We start from the raw sequence: 18608 nt of genomic DNA, 5'->3' as shown, positions 1-18608 counted from the left end.
GGCCGCCTTGGAAAGCCCCCTTACCCTAGGTCACCGCGGCCTTGCGACGGAATTCCGCACTGTCCCAGCTGCCGTCGCGCAGGATTCGCGCCAAGGTCGCGACCGCCTGCGACACGTCGTCCAGATCGTTGTAAAGCGGCGCGAACCCAAAGCGCAGCACGTCGGGCGCGCGAAAGTCGCCGACCACCCCCGCCGCGATCAGTGCCTGCATCACCGCATAGCCCTGCGGATGGCGGAACCCGACCTGAGAGCCGCGCCGCGCCGGGTCGCGCGGGCTGTTCAGGACCAGGTCGGGGCATTGCGCCTCGACCCCCGCAATGAACGCCTCGGTCAGTTCGATCGATCGCGCCCGCAGCGCGGCCATGTCGACCGTGTCCCAGATGTCCAGCGACGCCTCCAACGCGCTTAGCGCGATGACGGGGGGCGTGCCCACGCGCATCCGCTCGATCCCCGGCGCGGGGCGGTATTCCTGGTCGAAGGCAAAGGGCGCGGCATGGCCCATCCAGCCCTGCAGGATCGGCTCGGCCTGTTCGGCGTGGCGCGGATGGGTCCAGATGAAGGCCGGCGCCCCCGGACCGCCGTTCAGGTATTTATAGGTGCAGCCCACCGCGAAATCGGCATCCGACCCCAGCAGGTCCACGTCCACCGCCCCCGCCGAATGGGCCAGATCCCAGATGGCCAGCGCGCCGGCGTCATGCGCGCGGGCAGTCAGGGCGGGCATGTCGTGACGGCGGCCGGTGCGATAATCGACCTCGGTCAGCATCAGCACGGCCAGGTCGGGACCGATGGCCGCCTCGACCTCTTCTGGGGCGACGACGCGCAGGGTCGCGCCCAGGGCGCGGGCGATCCCCTCGGCCACGTACAGGTCCGACGGAAAGTTGCCGCTGTCCGACAGGATCACCCGCCGGTCGGGCCGCAGGGCCAGCGCCGCGCTCAGCGCCTGAAACACCTTGATGGACAGCGTATCGCCCATGACCACCTGGCCATCCCCCGCGCCGATCAGCCGCGCGATGCGGTCGCCGACCTTGCGCGGCTGGACATACCAGCCCGCCTTGTTCCAGCCGGTGATCAGCATCTGGGACCATTCGTCGGCCATCATGGTCGCGACCCGGTCGGCGGCGGCGCGGGGCATCGGCCCGAGCGAATTGCCGTCCAGATAGGTCATGCCGTCCGGCAGGTGGAACGCGGCGCGGGTCTTGGTGAAATCGGTCATCATGGGCTCCCTCTTGACGCAACGATAGCGCCGCGATTGGCTGCCCGAAAGAGGGGGAATCATGCTGTATCAGATCACCGACTGGGACGACGCCTATGCCAATGGCGCGCATATCCCGCATGCCGACACCTATGTCCCCCGCTGGACCGAGGCGGCGGCGGCCTTCCGCGCCGCCCATCCGCCGCAGGATCTGGGCCGGGGGCATCTGTTCCTGCCGGAGGGAGACCCGCGCGGGCTGATGGTGTTCATCCATGGCGGCTACTGGATGCGGTTCGACCCGACGCTGTGGGCGCATCTGGCGGGCGGTGCACTGGCGGCGGGATGGGCCTGCGCCATGCCGGGCTATCCCTTGGCGCCGGACGCGCGCATCGCCAACATGACCCGCATCGTCGCGGAGCAGATCGCAGAGGCGGCGGGTCGCATCGCAGGGCCCATCGCGCTGACCGGTCATTCGGCGGGCGGGCATCTGGCGGCGCGGATGATCTGTCCGGGGGTGCTGTCCGAGACGGTTGCCGCGCGGGTCACCGCCTGCGTGCCCATCTCTCCGCTGACCGACCTGCGCCCGCTGATGCGCACGGCGATGAACGACACCCTGCGCCTGGACGCGGCCGAGGCCGCATCCGAAAGCCCCGCCCTGCTGGAACCCCGCACGGGCATCCCGGTCACGACTTGGGTTGGGGGGGCCGAAAGGCCTGAATTCATCCGCCACGCCCGGCTGCTGGCGGATGCCTGGGCGGGGCTGGGCGCGGCGACCGAATGCGTCATCGACCCCGGCCGCCACCATTTCGACGTGATCGAGGGACTGGCGGACCCCGCCAGCCCCCTGATGCGTCGCCTGCTGGGTTACAGCGGCTGACGATAGTCGAACGTGTCCGGGTCCGGCCCGGTGCGATGGCCGCGGTCCAGCGCGTCGATGGCCGACATCTCCTCGGGCGTCAGGGTAAAGTCCAGCACGTCGAAATTCTCGGCCAGCCGTTCGGGCTTTTCCGATTTCGGAATGACCGACAGCCCGTGCTGGATGTGCCAGCGCAGGATCACCTGCGCCACCGTCCGCCTCGTGCGCGCCGCCGCATCGCGGATCGCGGGGGCGTCGAAGCTGTCGCCGCGGCCCAGGGGGGTCCAGCTTTGCGTGACGATGCCAAGCTGCTTGTTCACCGCCCGCATGCGCTCCTGCACCAGCGACGGGTGCAGTTCGATCTGGTTCAGCGCGGGTGCGACGCCCGTCTCGTCGATCAGGCGACGCAGATGCGGCTCGTGGAAATTCGCGACGCCGATGGACCGTACGCGCCCTTCGTCGCGCAGACGGATCAGCGCCTTCCAGCTGTCGACATAGGCGTCCATCGCCGGCAACGGCCAGTGGATCAGGTACAGGTCCAGATAATCCAGTCCCGACCGCTCCATCGTCGCGTCAAAGGCCCGCAGCGCGGCGTCATGCCCCTGCGCGTCGTTCCACAGCTTGGACGTGACGAAGATCTGGTCGCGGGCCACGTCGCTGTCGCGGATGCCCCGGCCCATCCCGGCCTCGTTCTTGTAGGCGGCGGCACCGTCGACCAGCCGGTATCCGACGCGTAGCGCCTCGGACACGACCTCGGGGGTCTTCGCATCCTCGATCTGCCAGATGCCGGTGCCCAGCTGGGGCATGGTCCGGCCGTCGTTCAGGGTCATCATGGGTTGGGTCATCGGGGCTTCCTTTCAGATGTCGCGTCCCAACGCCCCGGACCCGCCGCGGGGTTCATGCGACAAAATCACCGGTCCGTGCGGCGGTCACGGCCTGCAGCCGGTCGGGCGCGATGGCAAAGACATGGCGCGGCGTGCCCGCCGCCGCCCAGACCTGCACGAAATCGGCCAGGCGCGGGTCCAGGAAGGCCCTGACCGGCGACAGATGCCCCACCGGCGCGACGCCGCCGATGGCGAACCCCGTGCGCGCCCGCACCAGCGCCGCATCGGCCCGGCCCAACGGCTCTCCGGCCAGCGTCGCGGCCTTGTCGGGGTCGACCCTGTTGCCGCCCGCGGTCAGGAACAGCAGCACCGCTCCGCTGTCCTGGCCGTGAAAGATGATCGACTTGGCGATCTGGTCCAGCGCACAGCCGACCGCGTCCGCGGCCTCGGCGGCGGTGCGGGTGCTGCCCGGCATCTCGCGGATGTCGACCGCGACGCCGGCCGCGTCCAGGGCCGCGCGGACCCGTTCCAGACTGTCGCTCATCCCCGGCCCTCCCTTGCCGTGCGCAGCCTAGCGGGCGTGCTGCCCGCGTGGAACCCCCCGCCCCTGCGGCGGTTGTGCGGGATGCGGCCCCTTCGCCGCGAAAGGCAGCCCATGGACCAGCCGGTCATCCCCTTCGATCTGGCCCGGATGTTTCTGGGCGAGCATCCGCCGCTCTTCTATGCCGAGATCCTGGTCCGCACCCTGCTCGTCTATGTCTATGCGCTGCTGATGATCCGCTGGATCGGCGGGCGCGGCGTGGCGCAGCTGTCGATGGTCGAGTTCCTGCTGGTCATCGCCCTGGGGTCCGCCGTGGGCGACGCGATGTTCTATCCCGACGTGCCGCTGCTGGCGGCGATGGCGGTCATCACCGTGGTCGTCGGGCTAAACAAGGTGCTGGACCGGCTGATCGTGCGGTTCGACCGGGCCAAGCGCATCATCGACGGCCGCCCCGTGGCGCTGGTCCTGGACGGGCGCATCCTGCCCGAGGCGGCATCGCAGCGCGACCTGGGCCTGGCCGAGATCAAGGCGATGCTGCGCCTGGCCGGCGTCGGCAACCTTGGAGAGCTGCGCGCCGCCTATCTGGAGGCGGGCGGCGGGCTGTCCGTCTTTCGCCGGTCGCAGGTGCAGCCCGGCCTGTCGCTGCTGCCGCCCGAACATCTGGTGAACGGCCCGCCCCCGCCCGCAAAGGCGCTTGCGATGGACGGGCAGACATGTTGTGCCATGTGCGGCGCGTCCGCGGGCGCGCAGATCATCGCCACCCGTGCGCCCTGCCCCGAATGCGGCAACCGCATGTGGCAGGCCCCCGAATGGCCCGAAGGGGCCGAAAGCGCCCAGGGCGGCGCCAAACCGATGGAGTAAGCCATGAAGGTCTTCACGCTGGTCGTCGAGCTGGGCAGGCGGCAGGGCGACGGTCTGCCCAAGGGCGCCACCGGGGCGGGGCTGGTCTGCTATGCCCCGGCCAATGACGAACCCGAGGCCGTGCGAGAGACCGTGGCGATCCTGAAGCAGGCCGACATGGCCCCCCTGGACGTCACCGGCTATGGCACGCTGGACGAGCGTCTGGCCGACGGCCACGAGATCGACGAGGCGGAACGCGCGCTGATGGATCGGGCGCTGGCCGAAAACTCGGTCATCATCGCGCAGATGACGCCCTGGTTCGGGACCGCGCCGGACCCGGAATCACTGCTGCACTAAGCGCGCCCGCGCCCTACCCAAGCGGGAGTGGTTCGTCTAGACTGCACGCAGAAGACCAAATCCGGGCCATCAAGATCCGGGCCAAGAAACCTCGGCAGTCCAAAACAGGCGATCCATAATGAGCTTTTCCCGCATTCTTCTGTCCACCACCCTGATCGGCGCGCTGGCCGCCTGTGCATCGCCGATGTCGCGCATGCCCGCCGCGGGCGGCCCCCGCGCGCCCGCCGATGTGACCGTGACCCCGATCCCCCCCGCCAATCCCGGCGACGAGGCCGGCCTGCAGCGGTTCGTCCAGCAGTTCCGCGCCCGCGCCCTGTCGTCGGGCGTGTCGGGCCCGACCTATGACCGCGCCATGGCGCTGGCCCGCTACAACCCCGAGGTGATCCGCCTGGACCGCCGCCAAGCCGAATTCTCGCGCCCCGTCTGGCTGTACCTGGACAGCGCCGTGTCGGACGTGCGCATCACCACCGGCCGCCAGAAGCTGGCGCAGCTGTCGCCCGTCCTGGCCCGGATCGAGGCGCAGTACGGCGTCCCGCGCGAGATCGTGCTGGCGGTCTGGGGGATGGAATCGAACTTCGGCGCCAACCGCGGCCGGATGCAGATCATCCCGTCGCTGGCAACGCTGGCCTATGACGGCCGCCGCGGAGAGATGTTCCAGAACCAGCTGATCGCCGCCCTGCAGATCCTTCAGGCGGGCGACACCGATCCCCAGCACATGCTGGGCAGCTGGGCGGGCGCGATGGGGCATACCCAGTTCATGCCGACCTCCTATCTGGAATACGCGGTCGACTTCACAGGCGACGGCCGCCGCGACATCTGGTCCGAGGACCCGACCGATTCGCTGGCCTCGACCGCGGCCTACTTGGCGCGCAGCGGCTGGCAGCGCGGTGCGACCTGGGGCGCCGAGGTCCGCCTGCCCGCGAACTTCAACATGGGCCTGATCGGCAAGGGCACCCGGCGATCGGCCGGCGACTGGTCGGCACAGGGCGTGCGCACAATGTCGGGCGGCGGGCTGCCGGCGGGCAACGGCTCGATCATCATGCCGGCGGGGGCGCGGGGGCCCGCGTTCTTCATCACCGACAACTTCCGGTCGATCCTGCGCTACAACAACTCGGACAACTACGCCCTGGGCGTGTCCTACCTGGCGGAACGCATCGCGGGCCGTCCGGGCATCCAGGGCGCCTGGCCGCGCCAGGACCGCACCCTGTCCACCGCCGAACGCCAGGAGATCCAGCAGCGCCTGGCACAGCGCGGCTTCTATCAGGGAGAGATCGACGGCCTGTTCGGATCGGCGACGATGGAATCGGTCTCGGCCTTCCAGCGTTCGATCGGCGTGACGCCGGACGGCTATCCGACCTCGATCCTGCTGGACCAGCTGCGCCGGTGAGTGCCGACGACGGCCTCGCCCCGGCGGGGCCGTTTTCGAACGCGGAGCGCGCGGCGGTCTATCGCGCGATCCGCGAACGCCGCGACGTGCGGGGCCAGTTCCGCCCCGACCCGGTCGATCCCGACACGCTGCGCCGCCTGCTGCAGGCGGCGCATGAAGCGCCGTCCGTCGGGCTGTCGCAGCCCTGGAACTTCATCCTGATCCGCGACGCGGCGCTGCGCGGACGCATCCATGACGCCTTCGCATCGGCCAATGCCGAGGCCGCCGACCGCTTTCCCGACCGCAAGGCGCTCTATTCGTCGCTGAAGCTGGAGGGGATCCTGCAGGCGCCGGTCAACCTGTGCATCACCTGCGACCGGACGCGGGGCGGCGCGCATGTGCTGGGCCGCACCCATGACCCGGCGACCGATCTGTACTCCACCGCCTGCGCGGTGCAGAACCTGTGGCTGGCCGCGCGGGCCGAAGGCATCGGGGCGGGCTGGGTCAGCATCTTCCGGCCCGACGACCTTCGCGGTCTGCTGCACCTGCCCGACCATGTCGTGCCGGTGGCCTATCTGTGCATCGGCCATGTCACCGAACTATACCGCCAGCCCGAACTGCAAAGCCGGGGCTGGGCGGCGCGCCTGCCGCTGGACGACCTGATCCTGGAGGATCGCTGGCCCGCGCCCTAGGCCAGATGGACCCGGAACGCGCCCAGCACCTCGGAATAGACCGCGCGCTTGAAGGGCACGATGCTGTCCAGCACGTCCTCGGCCCGCATCCACCGCCACTGGTCGAACTCGGGATGGGCGGTATCGATGCGGATGTCGGTGTCCTGGCCCAGGAACCGCAGCGCCAGCCATTTTTGGCACTGCCCACCATAACGGCCCTTCCAGATCCGGCCGACCATCTCGGGCGGCAGGTCGTAGAAGACCCAGTCTGGCGTCTCGTCCAGCACCTCGACCAGCGACGGGTCGATGCCCGTCTCCTCGGTCAGCTCGCGCAGCGCGGCCTCGCGCGGGGTCTCCCCCTCGTCGATGCCGCCCTGGGGCATCTGCCACGCAGGCGGCTGGTCGGGGCTGCGGTCGATCCGGCGCCCGGCAAAGATCAGGCCCCGGTCGTCGATCAGCACCACGCCGGCGCAGGGCCGGTACGGCAGGCCGCCCGGCCCCATGCGTCCGTCCATCGGTTCAGCCCTGGTCCGGGGCGGCCTCGGCCCCCTCGCCCGCGCCTTCGCCCGTGACCGCGGGCGTCTCCGCGGCAGGCACCTGGTCGGCGCGGAAGTTCACCGCGGCCAGACCCTTCAGCACGTCGACCGCATAGGCCAGCTGATAGTCCTCCTCGCGCAACGCGGCGGTGGCCTCGACCTCGGCGGCCTCCTCCTCCATCTGCTTGCGCATCTCGTCGCTGACATCGTTGCCCAGGGCACCGCGCAGGTCGGCCTCGGACCGGCTGAAGTCGCTGTTGCTGCGGGCTTCCTCCTCCTCGACCTCGGGGGCCGGAGCGGGCTGGGCGACCAGGATGTCGGGCTGCACGCCCAGGGCCTGGATCGACCGGCCCGACGGGGTGAAGTACCGCGCCGTGGTCAGGCGGATGGCGCTGTCGGCGGTCACCGGCATGACCGTCTGGACCGAACCCTTGCCAAACGACTTCTCGCCCACGACGATGGCGCGGCGGTGGTCCTGCAAGGCGCCCGCGACGATTTCCGACGCGCTGGCCGAACCGCCGTTGATCAGCACGACCATCGGCTTGCCCTCGGCCAGATCGCCTGCCTCGGCGTTCCAGCGTTCGCTTTCGTCCGGGTTGCGGCCGCGGGTGCTGACGATCTCTCCGGCGTCCAGAAAGGCGTCGCTGACGCTGATCGCCTGGTTCAGCAGGCCGCCGGGGTTGTTGCGCAGGTCCAGCACGAAACCGGTGACCCGGTCGATGCCGCCGGCTTCCTCGACGGCCTTCTTCAGTTCCGCCTGCAGCGTGTCATAGGTCTCGTCGTTGAAGGTGGACACCCGCAGCACGACCGCATGGCCCTCCACGCGGCTGCGCACCACGGTCAGCTTGATCGTGTCACGCGACATGGTCAGGTCGAACGGCTCGCTCTCGCCCTCGCGCAGGACGGTGATGGTGATCTCGGACCCGATCGGGCCGCGCATCATCTCGACCGCGTCGTCCAAAGGCAGGCCCAGCAGCGATTCGCCGTTCACATGGGTGATGAAGTCGCCCGGCTGGATGCCCGCATTCGCGGCGGGCGTGTCGTCGATGGGGGCCACGACCTTGACCAGACCCTCCTCCTGGCTGACCTCGATCCCCAGGCCGCCAAAGCTGCCGCGGGTCTGGGTCTGCATGTCGGAATAATCGTCGGCCGACAGGAAGCTGGAATGCGGGTCAAGCGAGGTCAGCATGCCGTTGATGGCCGCCTCGATCAGCTCCTTGTCCTCGGGTGCCTCGACATAGTCGGTGCGGATGCGCTCGAAGATGTTCCCGAACAGCTCTAGCTGCTGATAGACCGAGGCATTCCCCTCGGCCGTCTCCTGCGCCAGCAGCGGACCGGCGATCTGGGTGGTGGCCAGGGCTCCGGCCAGAACGCCCCCCAGGCCTGCGATCAGATAATGTCTCATGGCGGTCTTTCCTGCCTCAGTCCTGTTGCGGGTCGACGACGGGATTCAGCACGAACCAGTCGGCGGGGTCCAGCGTTTCATTGCCCTGGCGTAGTTCCAGATACAGCGTCTCGCTGCGTCCGGCCTCGGCGCCCTGGGCGGCATCGGCGACGAATTGCGATCCGAATTCCTGGGCGGGGGCTTCCGCGCCCCCCATCAAGCCCACCGGATCGCCCGCCTTCAAGACGTCGCCCACTTCTCCAAAGACCTGGGACAGGCCTGCGAAGATCATTAGATAGCCGCGCGCGGGCTCGACGATCATCACATTGCCGTAATCCAGGAACGGCCCGCGATAGCGGATCGTCGCAGGCCAGGGCGTCTGCACCAGCGCCGCGGGGGCGGTGGCGATCACCCAGCCCGGTCGGCTGACCCCCGCCGCGTCCGGCTCCCGATAAGGGCGCAGCACGGTCCCCACCACCGGCAGGGCCAGGCTGCCGCGCGCGCCCTCGAAATCGTCCATGGGCGCGCCCACGTCCTTTTCCATCCGCGCGATGCCGGTCGCGAAATCGTCCAGGCTCTGCGCGGCCGCGCGCAGGGCCTGCAGCTCCTCGGGGTCCTCGGCATATCGCGCGGGCATCGAGCTGCGGTCGGTCACGGCGCTGGCCAGCAGGCGGCGGGCCTCCTGGACGCTGTCCAGGCCGCTGCCCAGCATGCCGGCGGCGTTCGACTGCAGCTGGCGGACGGTGGCGATCTCGTCCAGATCGGCCTGCAGGGCCTCGGCCTCGGCCCGCAGGCCGGGGGTGACGCCCGACAGGATCATCCCCGACCGCGCATTGGCCAGCGCCCCCGCCGGATGCAGCAGCATCGTCGATTCGGGGCTTTGCTGCAGCGCGGTCATCGCGCCCAGGACGCGCGCCAGCTGGTCGCGCTGCGCCTCGAACCGGTCGCGCAGCTCGGCCTCGCGGCCGCTGGCCTGGCGCAGGCCGCCGCGCAGGGCGGCCAGGCCCAGTTCGTATCCGCGAATGACCTCGGTCAGGGCCACCACCTGGTCGTCGGCGCTGACCGCCTCGGCCAGCTGGCCGATGGCCGCGCGCAGGAGCGCCGCGGCGGCCTCGGCATCCGCGACCGCCTGGTTGGCGGGGGTGGTCTGCGCAAGGGCCGGACCGGCAAGGGCGGCGCAGAGCGCCAGGGCAAGGCGGGTTCTCATGGGACGATCAGGCTTTCCCCGGTCATGTCGGAGGGCTGATCCAGCCCCATCAGCGCCAGGACCGTCGGCGCCAGATCGGCCAGGCGCCCGTCGCGCAGACCCGTGACGCCCGGCGCGCCATAGACGATGACCGGGACCGGGTTCAGCGTGTGCGCGGTATGCGGCCCGCCCGTCACCGGGTCGATCATCTGTTCGCAATTGCCGTGATCGGCGCAGATCACCGCCGCCCCCCCGACCGCGTCCAGCGCGGCCAGCATCCGGCCCAGGCCGCGATCCACCGCCTCGCAGGCGCGGGCGGCCGCGTCCAGATCGCCGGTATGGCCGACCATATCGGGGTTGGCATAGTTCACCACGATCAGATCGTAGCCCTGACCGATCACTTGGACCAGCCTGTCGGTGACCTCGACGGACGCCATCTCGGGCGCCAGGTCATAGGTCGCGACCTTGGGGCTTTGCGGCATGTGGCGATCCTCGCCCGGTTCGGGCGTTTCCTTGCCGCCGTTCAGGAAGAAGGTCACGTGGGGGTATTTCTCGGTCTCGGCCAGGCGGAACTGGCGCAGGCCCTTGGCCGCGACCCAGGCCCCAAGGGTGTTCTGCACCTGCCGCTTGGGAAAGGCCGCATGCATGAAGCTGTCATGGCGGGTCGAATAATCGACCATGCCCAGCATCGCGGCCCAGGCCGGGCGCGTGGCGGCGTCAAAGCCGTCGAAGACGGGATCACCCAGGGCAGACAGGATTTCACGCGCGCGGTCGGCGCGGAAGTTCAGGCAGAAGACCCCGTCCCCATCCCGCGCACCTGCATAGCCACCGATGACGAAGGGCGGCACGAACTCGTCCATCTCGCCGCGCGCATGGGCCGTGGCGATGGCGGACGCGGCGTCCGGCGCGGCCTCTCCCTGTCCGGCGACGATGGCGTCGAACGCGCGCTGCACCCGGTCCCAGCGGCTGTCGCGATCCAGTGCGTAATAGCGACCGATCACCGTGCCGATCCGCGCCCCTGCAGGCAGCCCGTCCTGCAGCGTGGCCAGGAAGCCCGGTGCCGAATCGGGGGCCACGTCGCGGCCGTCGGTGATCGCGTGGATCACCACCGGCACGCCTGCCTGGGCCACCGCGCGGGCCGCGGCCAGCACATGGACGATATGACCGTGAACACCGCCATCCGAGACGACACCCAGCAGATGCGCGGTCCCGCCGGTGGCCTTCAGCCGGTCGATGAACGCCAGCAGCGGCGCGTTGCGGCCAAAGCTGCCATCCTCGATCGCCAGATCGATCGCGCCCAGGTCCATCGCGACCACGCGTCCGGCGCCGATATTCGTGTGACCCACCTCGGAATTGCCCATCTGGCCGCGCGGCAGGCCCACGTCGGGACCGTGCGTCACCAGCGTCGCATGGGGACAGTCGCGCATCAGACGGTCGAAATTCGGGGTCGCCGCCCGGTCCGGGGCGCTTTGTTCGGGTCGGGTGGACTGGCCCCAGCCGTCCAGAATGCACAGGATCACGGGTTTGGTCATCGGAGCCTCGCGGTTTTGCCCTTACTTACGCCTCGCGGGCGGCGGCGGCAACCAAGCCCGCCCTTGCCCGGTGCCCCCCTATGCCCGGTGCCCCCTACGCCCGGTGATAGGGCGACCCGGCGAGGATCGTGGCGGCGCGGTACAGCTGTTCGGCCAGCATCACGCGGACCAGCAGATGCGGCCAGACCATCCGGCCCAGGCTGATCTGCCAGTCGGCCCGCGCCCGCAACGACGGATCCAGCCCGTCCGCGCCGCCGATCACGAAGCACACGTCGCGCGCCTGGTCGCGCCAGTCCGCCAGCCGCGCGGCGAATTCGGGAGAGGTCGGCTGATCGCCGCGTTCGTCCATCATCACCACCGCCGCGCCGGGCGGGATGGCGCGGGACAGCAGCTCCGCCTCGGCGGCCATGGTGCCGGCGCGGCGATCCTCGACCTCGACGACGGACACGGCCGGCAGCCCCAGGCTGCGGCCGGTCTTGGCAAATCGCTGCAGGTAGTCGGCGACCAGCGCCGCCTCGGGGCCGGTCTTCAGCCGCCCCACGGCGGCGATGTCGATCCGCATCGCGGCGGATCAGTCCTGCGGCTGATAGCTGGACGGTTGGGCGGGTTCGCGCACGCGGGCCAGCGCATCGGCGGGCAGCCACATCTTTTCCAGCTGATAGAAGTCGCGGACCTCGGGGCGGAACACGTGGACGATCACGTCGTCCGTGTCGATCAGCACCCAGTCGCCGGCATCCTTGCCCTCGATCCGCGGGCTGCGGCCGGTGACCTGCTTCACGCGCTCGGCCAGCTTCTCCGCGATGGCGCCCACCTGACGCGAGCTGCGCCCCGAGGCGATGACCATGTGGTCGGCAATGGCCGTGCGACCGCGCAGGTCGATGCTGACGACCTCCTCGGCCTTGTCGTCATCAAGGGAATTCAGCACCAAGGCCAGCATGTCGTCACTGGTATGCTGGCTGGTCTGCTGGGTCGAGGTCGGCCGACCGGCCGACGGGGCGTCTTGTGACAGGGTGTAGTCCTCCGGTCCGCGCGCCGATAGCCCCCGGCGCAGGGGTTCACCCAACATAGCATCTTTTCGGCCCGTCTCAATCTCTCGCGGCATTTTCCTTGACATGCGCGCGCTTGCCAGCAGGCGGATGCTGGCCTAATCTGGCCCGATGATGCGTTATTTCGACATTCATGACCGCGCGCGCCTGCCGGGCCGCTTCTACGGCGAGATGCTGGGCGTGACCGCTCAGGGCTGACGGCTGCCCGCCCGTCACCCTTCCTGCATCACAGCCGAAAGACCTCAGCCATGACCCCTGCACGCACGCTTTACGACAAGATCTGGGACGCCCATGTGGTGGACCGCCAGGAAGACGGCACCTGCCTTCTGTATATCGACCGCCACCTGGTCCACGAGGTGACCAGCCCGCAGGCCTTCGAGGGGCTGCGCATGACCGGCCGCCCGGTCCGCGCGCCCGAACGCACCATCGCCGTGCCCGACCACAACGTGCCCACCACGCTGGACCGTCAGACCGGCATCGACGACGAGGAAAGCCGCATCCAGGTCGATGCGCTGGACCGCAACGCCCGCGAATTCGGGGTGGTCTATTACCCGGTGAACGACATCCGCCAGGGCATCGTGCACATCGTCGGCCCCGAACAGGGCTGGACCCTGCCCGGCATGACCGTCGTCTGCGGCGACAGCCATACCGCGACCCACGGCGCCTTCGGCGCGCTGGCCCACGGCATCGGCACGTCCGAGGTCGAGCATGTGCTGGCCACCCAGACCCTGATTCAGGGCAAGTCCAAGAACATGAAGGTCGAGATCACCGGACGCCTGGCCCCCGGCGTGACCGCCAAGGACATCGTCCTGCGCATCATCGCCGAGACCGGCACCGCAGGCGGCACAGGCCATGTCATCGAATATTGCGGAGAGGCGATCCGCAACCTGTCGATGGAAGGCCGCATGACCATCTGCAACATGGCGATCGAGGGCGGCGCCCGCGCCGGCCTGATCGCCCCGGACGAGGTCACGTTCAATTACGTCAAGGGCCGTCCCCATGCGCCCAAGGGCGCCCAGTGGGAGGCCGCCGTCGCCTGGTGGAAGACGCTGTTCTCGGACGACGGCGCGCATTTCGACAAGGTCCTGACCATCCGCGCCGAGGACATCGCGCCGACCGTCACCTGGGGCACCAGCCCCGAAGACGCGCTGCCGATCACGGCATCCGTGCCCGACCCGGAAAGCTTTGCGGGCGGCAAGGTCGATGCCGCGCGCCGGTCGCTGGACTACATGGGCCTGACCGCCGGCACGCCGCTGACCGACATCGCCATCGACGCGGTCTTCATCGGATCCTGCACCAACGGCCGGATCGAGGACCTGCGCGCGGCCGCCGACGTGCTGCGCGGGCGCAAGCTGGCGCCGGGCGTGCGCGGCATGGTCGTTCCGGGGTCGGGCCTGGTCCGCGCCATGGCCGAGGAGGAAGGGCTGGACCGCATCTTCATCGACGCGGGCTTTGAATGGCGGCTGGCCGGCTGCTCGATGTGCCTGGGCATGAACCCCGACCAGCTGAAGCCCGGCGAACGCTGCGCCGCGACCAGCAACCGCAACTTCGAGGGGCGCCAGGGCTACAAGGGCCGCACCCATCTGATGAGCCCCGCGATGGCGGCCGCCGCCGGCGTCACCGGACGCCTGACCGACATCCGCGAATTCGCACACGAACCGGCCTGAGGACATCATGGACAAGTTCACCACCCTGACCGGCATCGCGGCCCCCATGCCGCTGGTCAACATCGACACCGACATGATCATCCCCAAGCAGTTCCTGAAGACCATCAAGCGGTCCGGCCTGGGCGTGAACCTGTTCGACGAGATGCGCTATGACCGCGACGGGAACGAGATCCCAGATTTCGTCCTGAACCGGCCCGCCTATCGCGACGCCCAGATCCTGATCGCGGGCGACAATTTCGGCTGCGGCTCCTCGCGCGAACATGCCCCCTGGGCGCTGCTGGATTTCGGCATCCGCTGCGTCGTCTCGACCAGCTTTGCCGACATCTTCTTCAACAACTGCTTCAAGAACGGCATCCTGCCGGTGGTCCTGCCCCAGGATGCGGTCGACGCGCTGATGCGCGATGCCGAAAAGGGCGCGAATGCCCGCATCACCGTCGATCTGGACGCGCAGACCGTGACCGGCGCGGACGGCACCGAATACAGCTTCGACATCGACCCGTTCCGCAAGCATTGCCTGATGAACGGCCTGGACGACATCGGCCTGACGATGGAAAAGGCCCCCGCCATCGACACGTTCGAGACGCAGATGGCCCAGGCCCGCCCTTGGGTCTAAGGGCCCTTGCCCTGGCCATACTGCTGGCGGGCCCGGCGGCGGCCGATCCGCTGCGCATCGCCACCTGGGACCCCGGCCTGTCGCGCGACGGGCCGGGTCTTTTGTTGCGCGACATCATGGCCCGCGATCCGCAGGTTGTGGCCGCGGCACAGGTGATCGCCCATGCCGCGCCCGATGCGATCCTGCTGACCGGGCTGGACTGGGACCTGGACAACCGCGCACTGACCGCTTTCGCGGGCCTGCTGGCCGAACAGGGTCATGCGATGCCGCATCATCATGCGACGCAATCCAACCGCGGCATGGCCACGGGCGTGGACTTGGACGGCGACGGGCGCGCGGGCCAGCCCCGCGATGCGCAGGGCTATGGCGCCTTCACTGGACAGGCGGGGCTGGCGGTGCTGTCGCGCCTGCCCATCGCGGGCGTCGCCGATCACAGCGCGACGCTGTGGCGCGACCTGCCGGGCAACCGGATGCCCGAAAGCCCCCATGCCGACATCCAGCGCCTGTCCAGCACGGCGCACTGGGACGTGGCGCTGGACACGCCTGCGGGGCCGCTGCACCTGCTGGCACTGGCCGCAACGCCCCCCGCCTTCGAGGATCGCAATCCCGCCCGCAACCATGACGAGGTCACCTTCTGGCTGACCCACCTTCCCGATGCGCCCTTTGCGATCCTGGGCAACCTGAACGTCGATCCGCAGGACGGCGACGGCGATCCGGCCACGCTGGCGGCGCTGGCTTCCGTTACCCAGGACCCCCGGCCCCGCGGCGCATGGCAACCTCCCCAGACCGGCCCGAATGCCGGCCAGCGGGGCGACCCGGCGCTGGATACGGCGGAATACGACCGCGCGCCGGGCAACCTGCGACTGGACTACGTCCTGCCAGCGCAGCGGCTGTCGGTGCTGGCGTCGGGTGTCGTCTGGCCCGCGCCCGACGATCCGCTGGCAGAGGCCGTGGCGCTGGCCTCGCATCGCAGGCTGGTCTGGGTCGACCTAGACCTGGAATGAGGTGACGGCCTCCCATGCCGCATCCAGGTCGCCCCCCGTCACGCAATAGGGCGGCAGCACATAGACCGTGTTCCCCAAGGGACGCAGCAGCACGCCGCGATCCATGCAATGCGCCCGCATCCGCGGCCCGACCTCGGACAGATAGCCGCCCTGTGGCACGACCGGGTCGGCGGCGGCGATGGTGCCGCATTGGCGGATGTTGGTGAACCGCCCGTCCAGCCGCGCCAGCCGTTCGGCCTGCATGGCGGACAGCGCGTCCAGCCGCGCCTGCATCGGGCTGGCCTGCCACAGCCGCACCTGCGCCAGCGCCGCCGCGCAGGCGATCGGGTTCGCGGTATAGCTGCTGGAGTGATAGAAGGTCCGCCGCCGGTCGGTCGAGCGATGCGCGTCGAAGATCCGCCCGCTGGCCAGTGTCGCCGCCAGCGGCACCACGCCCCCGGTCAACCCCTTGGACGTGCACAGGATATCGGGCGCAATGCCCGCATGATCGCACGCCCACAACCGCCCGGTGCGGCCCCATCCGGTCATCACCTCGTCGGCGATCATCAGCACGTCGTGGCGGTCGCAGATCGCCCGCAGCCCGGCCAGAACCGCGGGGGCGTACATCCGCATCCCCCCCGCGCCCAGCACCAGCGGCTCCAGAATGATCGCCGCCATCCGCCGGCTGGCCGCCAGCGCCTCGAACGCCGCCAGCGTCGCGGCCCCGTCGCCCTCGGGAAAGGGCAACCGGTCCACCCCGAACATCAGCGGGTCATAGGCGGCGTTGAAGACCCCCCGCTCTCCGACGCTCATCGTGCCGATGGTGTCGCCGTGATAGCTGTCCTCGATCACCGCGATGCGGTGGCGGCCGTCGCCGTCGTGGCGCCAATAGCCCAGGGCCATCTTCAACGCGACCTCGACCGCGGTCGATCCGCTGTCGCTGTAGAACACGTGGTCCAGCCCCGCGGGCGTCATTGTCACCAGCGCCTCGGCCAGCTCCTCCGCCGGGTCATGGGTCAGCCCGGCAAAGATCACCTGGTCCAGCCGTCCGGCGGTCTCGCGGATGGCCTCCACGATCTGGGGCTGATTGTGGCCATGCGTGACCACCCACCAACTGCTGATCCCGTCCAGCAGCGGGCCGCGATCGGTCAGGATATGCGCGCCCTGGGTGCCGACCGCCCGGGGCGGGGCCGGTTCGGTGCCATGCTGGAAGAACGGATGCCAGACGGCGCTCATGCGAAATCCCCTGCGCTAAACGCGGCCCGCATCGCGGCGGTCAGGCTGTCCCTGTCCAGCTGGTCCAGCAAAGGCAGGCGTCCCAGCACCCTGACCCGACCCAGATCGCCGATGGTCGCCATGTTGTCGTCATTCGCAGGCCCGACGAAGGCCACGCCATGCACCGGCACGCCCCGCGCGCGCAGGCTCTCCAGCGCGGTCAGGCTGTGGCTGATCGTGCCCAGCCCCGTGGCACAGACGACGATCACCGGAACCTGCCAGCGCGCGAACAGGTCCGCGAACAGCACCTGCCGCGTGACGGGCACCAGCGCGCCGCCCGCCCCCTCGATCACCAGCCGCGCGGCATCGGGCGGCGTCCAGCCCGCCGGGTCCAGCGTGACGCCCGCCAGCTCCGCCGCCCGGTGCGGTGACAGGGGCTGGGGCAGCAGCACGGCCTCGGGGTGGGTCCGGGCGCCGGATAGCCGCTCGACCTCGGCGCGGTCGGTGCCGGGTTGGGCGGCATTCCCGCGGGCGGCGGAAATGGCGTCGTTTTCGACGTTCCCGGCCAGCCCCGACTGGAGCGGCTTCCAGTACTCTGCCCCGATCAGCCCGCACAGCCCGGCCGCGAAGACCGTCTTGCCGACATCGGTGCCGGTGCTTGTGATCACAAATCGGGCCACAGGTCCTCCAGCGTCTCGGCCAGCCGCAGCACATCCGCGCGCGTGGCGTTCAGCGTCAGCGACACCCGCAGCCGCGATGTGCCCTCGGGCACCGTCGGAGGGCGGATGCCGCGCACGTCGAACCCGTGCGCCTGCACCTGTGCGGCCAGCGCCATGGTTTCGGCATTGGGTCCGACGATCAGCGGCACGATCTGGCTGCCGCTCAGCGGAACCTGCGGCAGGCGGCGCGCCATCTGGTCGTGGAACGCCACGACATGGCCCGCCAAGGTCGCCTGGCGCCACGGTTCGTCCTGCAGCATCGCCAGCGCCTCCAGCCCCGCGGCCGCCATCAGCGGCGACGGCGCGGTGGCAAAGATGAAGGGCCGGCAGCGGTTCACCAGGAAATCGATCAGCACCCGCGCCCCGCAGATCAGCGCACCGGACCCGCCCAGGGCCTTGCCAAGCGTATGCAGCGTCACGACGTTGTCGCGCCCTTCCAGGTGATGGGCCAGTCCCCGCCCCCGGGGACCGAAGACACCCGTCGCATGCGCCTCGTCGATCAGCAGAAAGCCGTGCGCGTCCGCCAGCCGCATCAGGTCGTCCAGCGGCGCCCGGTCCCCGTCCATGCTGTAAAGGCTCTCGACCGCGATCCAGACCGCCCCCGTGTTGCCCGCGCGGCGCCATGCGGTGATCACATCCTCGGCGTGGCTGACATCGCCGTGGCGAAAGCTGGCGACCTCGGCGCGCCCGGCCCGCGCCCCCTCATGCGTGCTGGCATGGGCCAGCGCATCCATCAGCACCAGGTCCCCCCGCTGCGGCAGGGTGGTGATGACCGCAAAGTTCGCGACATAGCCCCCACCAAAGCCCAAGGCCGCCTCGGCGCCGAAGAACCGTGCGGCGGCATCCTCGAACCCGGCCTGCCGGTCGGTGTTGCCCCGCAGCAGGCGCGACCCCGCCGCGCCCACCGGAACGCCCGCATCCAGCGCCCGCACGACCGCGGCACGCATCCGGTCGCTTTGCGCAAGGCCCAGATAGTCGTTCGACGAAAAGTCGATCCCCCGGCGCTCAGCTAGGCTGCGCAGCCGCGCATCGCCCGCCAGACCCTGCAGGTCGCGTCGATAAATTGCCAGCCGGTCCAAG

The 18608-nt window shown here is 69.9% G+C and carries 20 protein-coding genes; 8 read left to right on the top strand and 12 right to left on the bottom strand.

Annotated elements, in window-relative coordinates; all coding sequences use genetic code 11:
- Positions 1 to 25: 25 nt before the first annotated feature.
- Positions 26 to 1213: a kynureninase gene (gene kynU / locus EOJ32_RS03295; RefSeq protein WP_127899266.1), complete on the bottom strand. Its 1188-nt coding sequence runs from the start codon at positions 1211 to 1213 to the stop codon at positions 26 to 28.
- A gap of 61 nt (positions 1214 to 1274) precedes the next feature.
- Here kynU and EOJ32_RS03290 point away from each other — a divergent pair, with 61 nt between their 5' ends.
- A complete protein-coding gene (locus EOJ32_RS03290; RefSeq protein ID WP_127897695.1) occupies positions 1275 to 2069 on the top strand; it encodes an alpha/beta hydrolase in 795 nt (264 codons plus the stop codon).
- On the opposite strand, the gene EOJ32_RS03285 is transcribed toward EOJ32_RS03290, so the two are convergent.
- Together EOJ32_RS03285 and EOJ32_RS03280 are read right to left on the bottom strand one after the other, a co-directional pair.
- Positions 2057 to 2893: an aldo/keto reductase gene (locus EOJ32_RS03285; protein WP_127897694.1), complete on the bottom strand. Its 837-nt coding sequence runs from the start codon at positions 2891 to 2893 to the stop codon at positions 2057 to 2059. The two genes, EOJ32_RS03290 and EOJ32_RS03285, sit on opposite strands and share 13 nt — an antisense overlap.
- 52 nt (positions 2894 to 2945) lie before the next feature.
- On the bottom strand, positions 2946 to 3416 hold the full coding sequence (locus EOJ32_RS03280; RefSeq protein WP_046000692.1) for a YbaK/EbsC family protein: 471 nt from the start codon (positions 3414 to 3416) through the stop codon (positions 2946 to 2948).
- Between the two features lie 111 nt (positions 3417 to 3527).
- Between EOJ32_RS03280 and EOJ32_RS03275 the strand changes: the two genes are divergently transcribed.
- The 4 genes from EOJ32_RS03275 to bluB all read left to right on the top strand — a co-directional run bounded on the left by EOJ32_RS03275 (position 3528) and on the right by bluB (position 6668).
- Entirely contained in the window at positions 3528 to 4274 is a 747-nt protein-coding gene (locus tag EOJ32_RS03275) for a DUF421 domain-containing protein (protein WP_240542482.1), read from the top strand.
- A 3-nt stretch (positions 4275 to 4277) separates the two neighbouring features.
- Positions 4278 to 4610 carry a hypothetical protein gene (locus tag EOJ32_RS03270; protein ID WP_127897693.1) on the top strand — a complete coding sequence of 111 codons (333 nt, stop codon included), beginning with the start codon at positions 4278 to 4280 and terminating at the stop codon, positions 4608 to 4610.
- A 118-nt stretch (positions 4611 to 4728) separates the two neighbouring features.
- A complete protein-coding gene (locus EOJ32_RS03265) occupies positions 4729 to 5997 on the top strand; it encodes a lytic murein transglycosylase (RefSeq protein ID WP_127897692.1) in 1269 nt (422 codons plus the stop codon).
- Positions 5994 to 6668 (top strand): 5,6-dimethylbenzimidazole synthase, encoded by a 675-nt coding sequence (gene bluB / locus EOJ32_RS03260; RefSeq protein ID WP_127897691.1) that lies wholly within the window; start codon positions 5994 to 5996, stop codon positions 6666 to 6668. Before EOJ32_RS03265 ends, bluB begins: the two co-directional genes overlap by 4 nt.
- On the opposite strand, the gene EOJ32_RS03255 is transcribed toward bluB, so the two are convergent.
- The 6 genes from EOJ32_RS03255 to rsfS all read right to left on the bottom strand — a co-directional run bounded on the left by EOJ32_RS03255 (position 6665) and on the right by rsfS (position 12222).
- Complete coding sequence (locus EOJ32_RS03255) at positions 6665 to 7162, bottom strand: RNA pyrophosphohydrolase (protein WP_127897690.1); 498 nt, start codon at positions 7160 to 7162, stop codon at positions 6665 to 6667. The genes bluB and EOJ32_RS03255 overlap by 4 nt on opposite strands.
- A gap of 4 nt (positions 7163 to 7166) precedes the next feature.
- Entirely contained in the window at positions 7167 to 8588 is a 1422-nt protein-coding gene (locus EOJ32_RS03250) for a S41 family peptidase (RefSeq protein ID WP_127897689.1), read from the bottom strand.
- Positions 8589 to 8604: 16 nt separating this feature from the next.
- Positions 8605 to 9774, bottom strand: a complete 1170-nt coding sequence (locus EOJ32_RS03245) for a murein hydrolase activator EnvC (protein ID WP_045982813.1) — start codon at positions 9772 to 9774, stop codon at positions 8605 to 8607.
- The gene (gpmI, locus tag EOJ32_RS03240) at positions 9771 to 11285 is read right to left on the bottom strand and encodes a 2,3-bisphosphoglycerate-independent phosphoglycerate mutase (protein ID WP_127897688.1); all 1515 of its coding nucleotides are present in this window, start codon (positions 11283 to 11285) and stop codon (positions 9771 to 9773) included. The genes EOJ32_RS03245 and gpmI overlap by 4 nt, the downstream gene beginning before the upstream one ends.
- 94 nt (positions 11286 to 11379) lie before the next feature.
- On the bottom strand, positions 11380 to 11847 hold the full coding sequence (gene rlmH / locus EOJ32_RS03235; protein ID WP_045982811.1) for a 23S rRNA (pseudouridine(1915)-N(3))-methyltransferase RlmH: 468 nt from the start codon (positions 11845 to 11847) through the stop codon (positions 11380 to 11382).
- A 9-nt stretch (positions 11848 to 11856) separates the two neighbouring features.
- A complete protein-coding gene (gene rsfS, locus EOJ32_RS03230; protein WP_045982838.1) occupies positions 11857 to 12222 on the bottom strand; it encodes a ribosome silencing factor in 366 nt (121 codons plus the stop codon).
- 357 nt (positions 12223 to 12579) lie between these two features.
- On the opposite strand from rsfS, the gene leuC reads away from it, so the two are divergent.
- Genes leuC through EOJ32_RS03215 form a run of 3 tightly spaced genes read left to right on the top strand, consistent with a single transcriptional unit; the run spans position 12580 to position 15615 of the window.
- A complete protein-coding gene (gene leuC / locus EOJ32_RS03225) occupies positions 12580 to 13998 on the top strand; it encodes a 3-isopropylmalate dehydratase large subunit (protein ID WP_127897687.1) in 1419 nt (472 codons plus the stop codon).
- Between the two features lie 7 nt (positions 13999 to 14005).
- Positions 14006 to 14611, top strand: a complete 606-nt coding sequence (gene leuD / locus EOJ32_RS03220; RefSeq protein WP_127897686.1) for a 3-isopropylmalate dehydratase small subunit — start codon at positions 14006 to 14008, stop codon at positions 14609 to 14611.
- Positions 14602 to 15615 (top strand): endonuclease/exonuclease/phosphatase family protein, encoded by a 1014-nt coding sequence (locus EOJ32_RS03215; protein ID WP_127897685.1) that lies wholly within the window; start codon positions 14602 to 14604, stop codon positions 15613 to 15615. Before leuD ends, EOJ32_RS03215 begins: the two co-directional genes overlap by 10 nt.
- Here the strand turns inward: EOJ32_RS03215 and EOJ32_RS03210 are convergent.
- The 3 genes from EOJ32_RS03210 to EOJ32_RS03200 are packed head-to-tail and all read right to left on the bottom strand — an operon-like array spanning position 15601 to position 18607.
- Entirely contained in the window at positions 15601 to 16830 is a 1230-nt protein-coding gene (locus EOJ32_RS03210; RefSeq protein ID WP_127897684.1) for an adenosylmethionine--8-amino-7-oxononanoate transaminase, read from the bottom strand. The genes EOJ32_RS03215 and EOJ32_RS03210 overlap by 15 nt on opposite strands.
- The gene (gene bioD / locus EOJ32_RS03205; RefSeq protein ID WP_127897683.1) at positions 16827 to 17489 is read right to left on the bottom strand and encodes an ATP-dependent dethiobiotin synthetase BioD; all 663 of its coding nucleotides are present in this window, start codon (positions 17487 to 17489) and stop codon (positions 16827 to 16829) included. The genes EOJ32_RS03210 and bioD overlap by 4 nt, the downstream gene beginning before the upstream one ends.
- Positions 17474 to 18607: an 8-amino-7-oxononanoate synthase gene (locus tag EOJ32_RS03200; protein WP_205963173.1), complete on the bottom strand. Its 1134-nt coding sequence runs from the start codon at positions 18605 to 18607 to the stop codon at positions 17474 to 17476. The genes bioD and EOJ32_RS03200 overlap by 16 nt, the downstream gene beginning before the upstream one ends.
- Position 18608 lies beyond the last annotated feature (1 nt).

Origin of the sequence: Paracoccus sp. Arc7-R13 (assembly GCF_004010775.1) — a bacterium.
In the GTDB taxonomy this organism is placed as follows: Bacteria; Pseudomonadota; Alphaproteobacteria; order Rhodobacterales; family Rhodobacteraceae; genus Paracoccus; species Paracoccus marcusii.
This window is presented reverse-complemented; position numbering and strand designations above follow the sequence as displayed.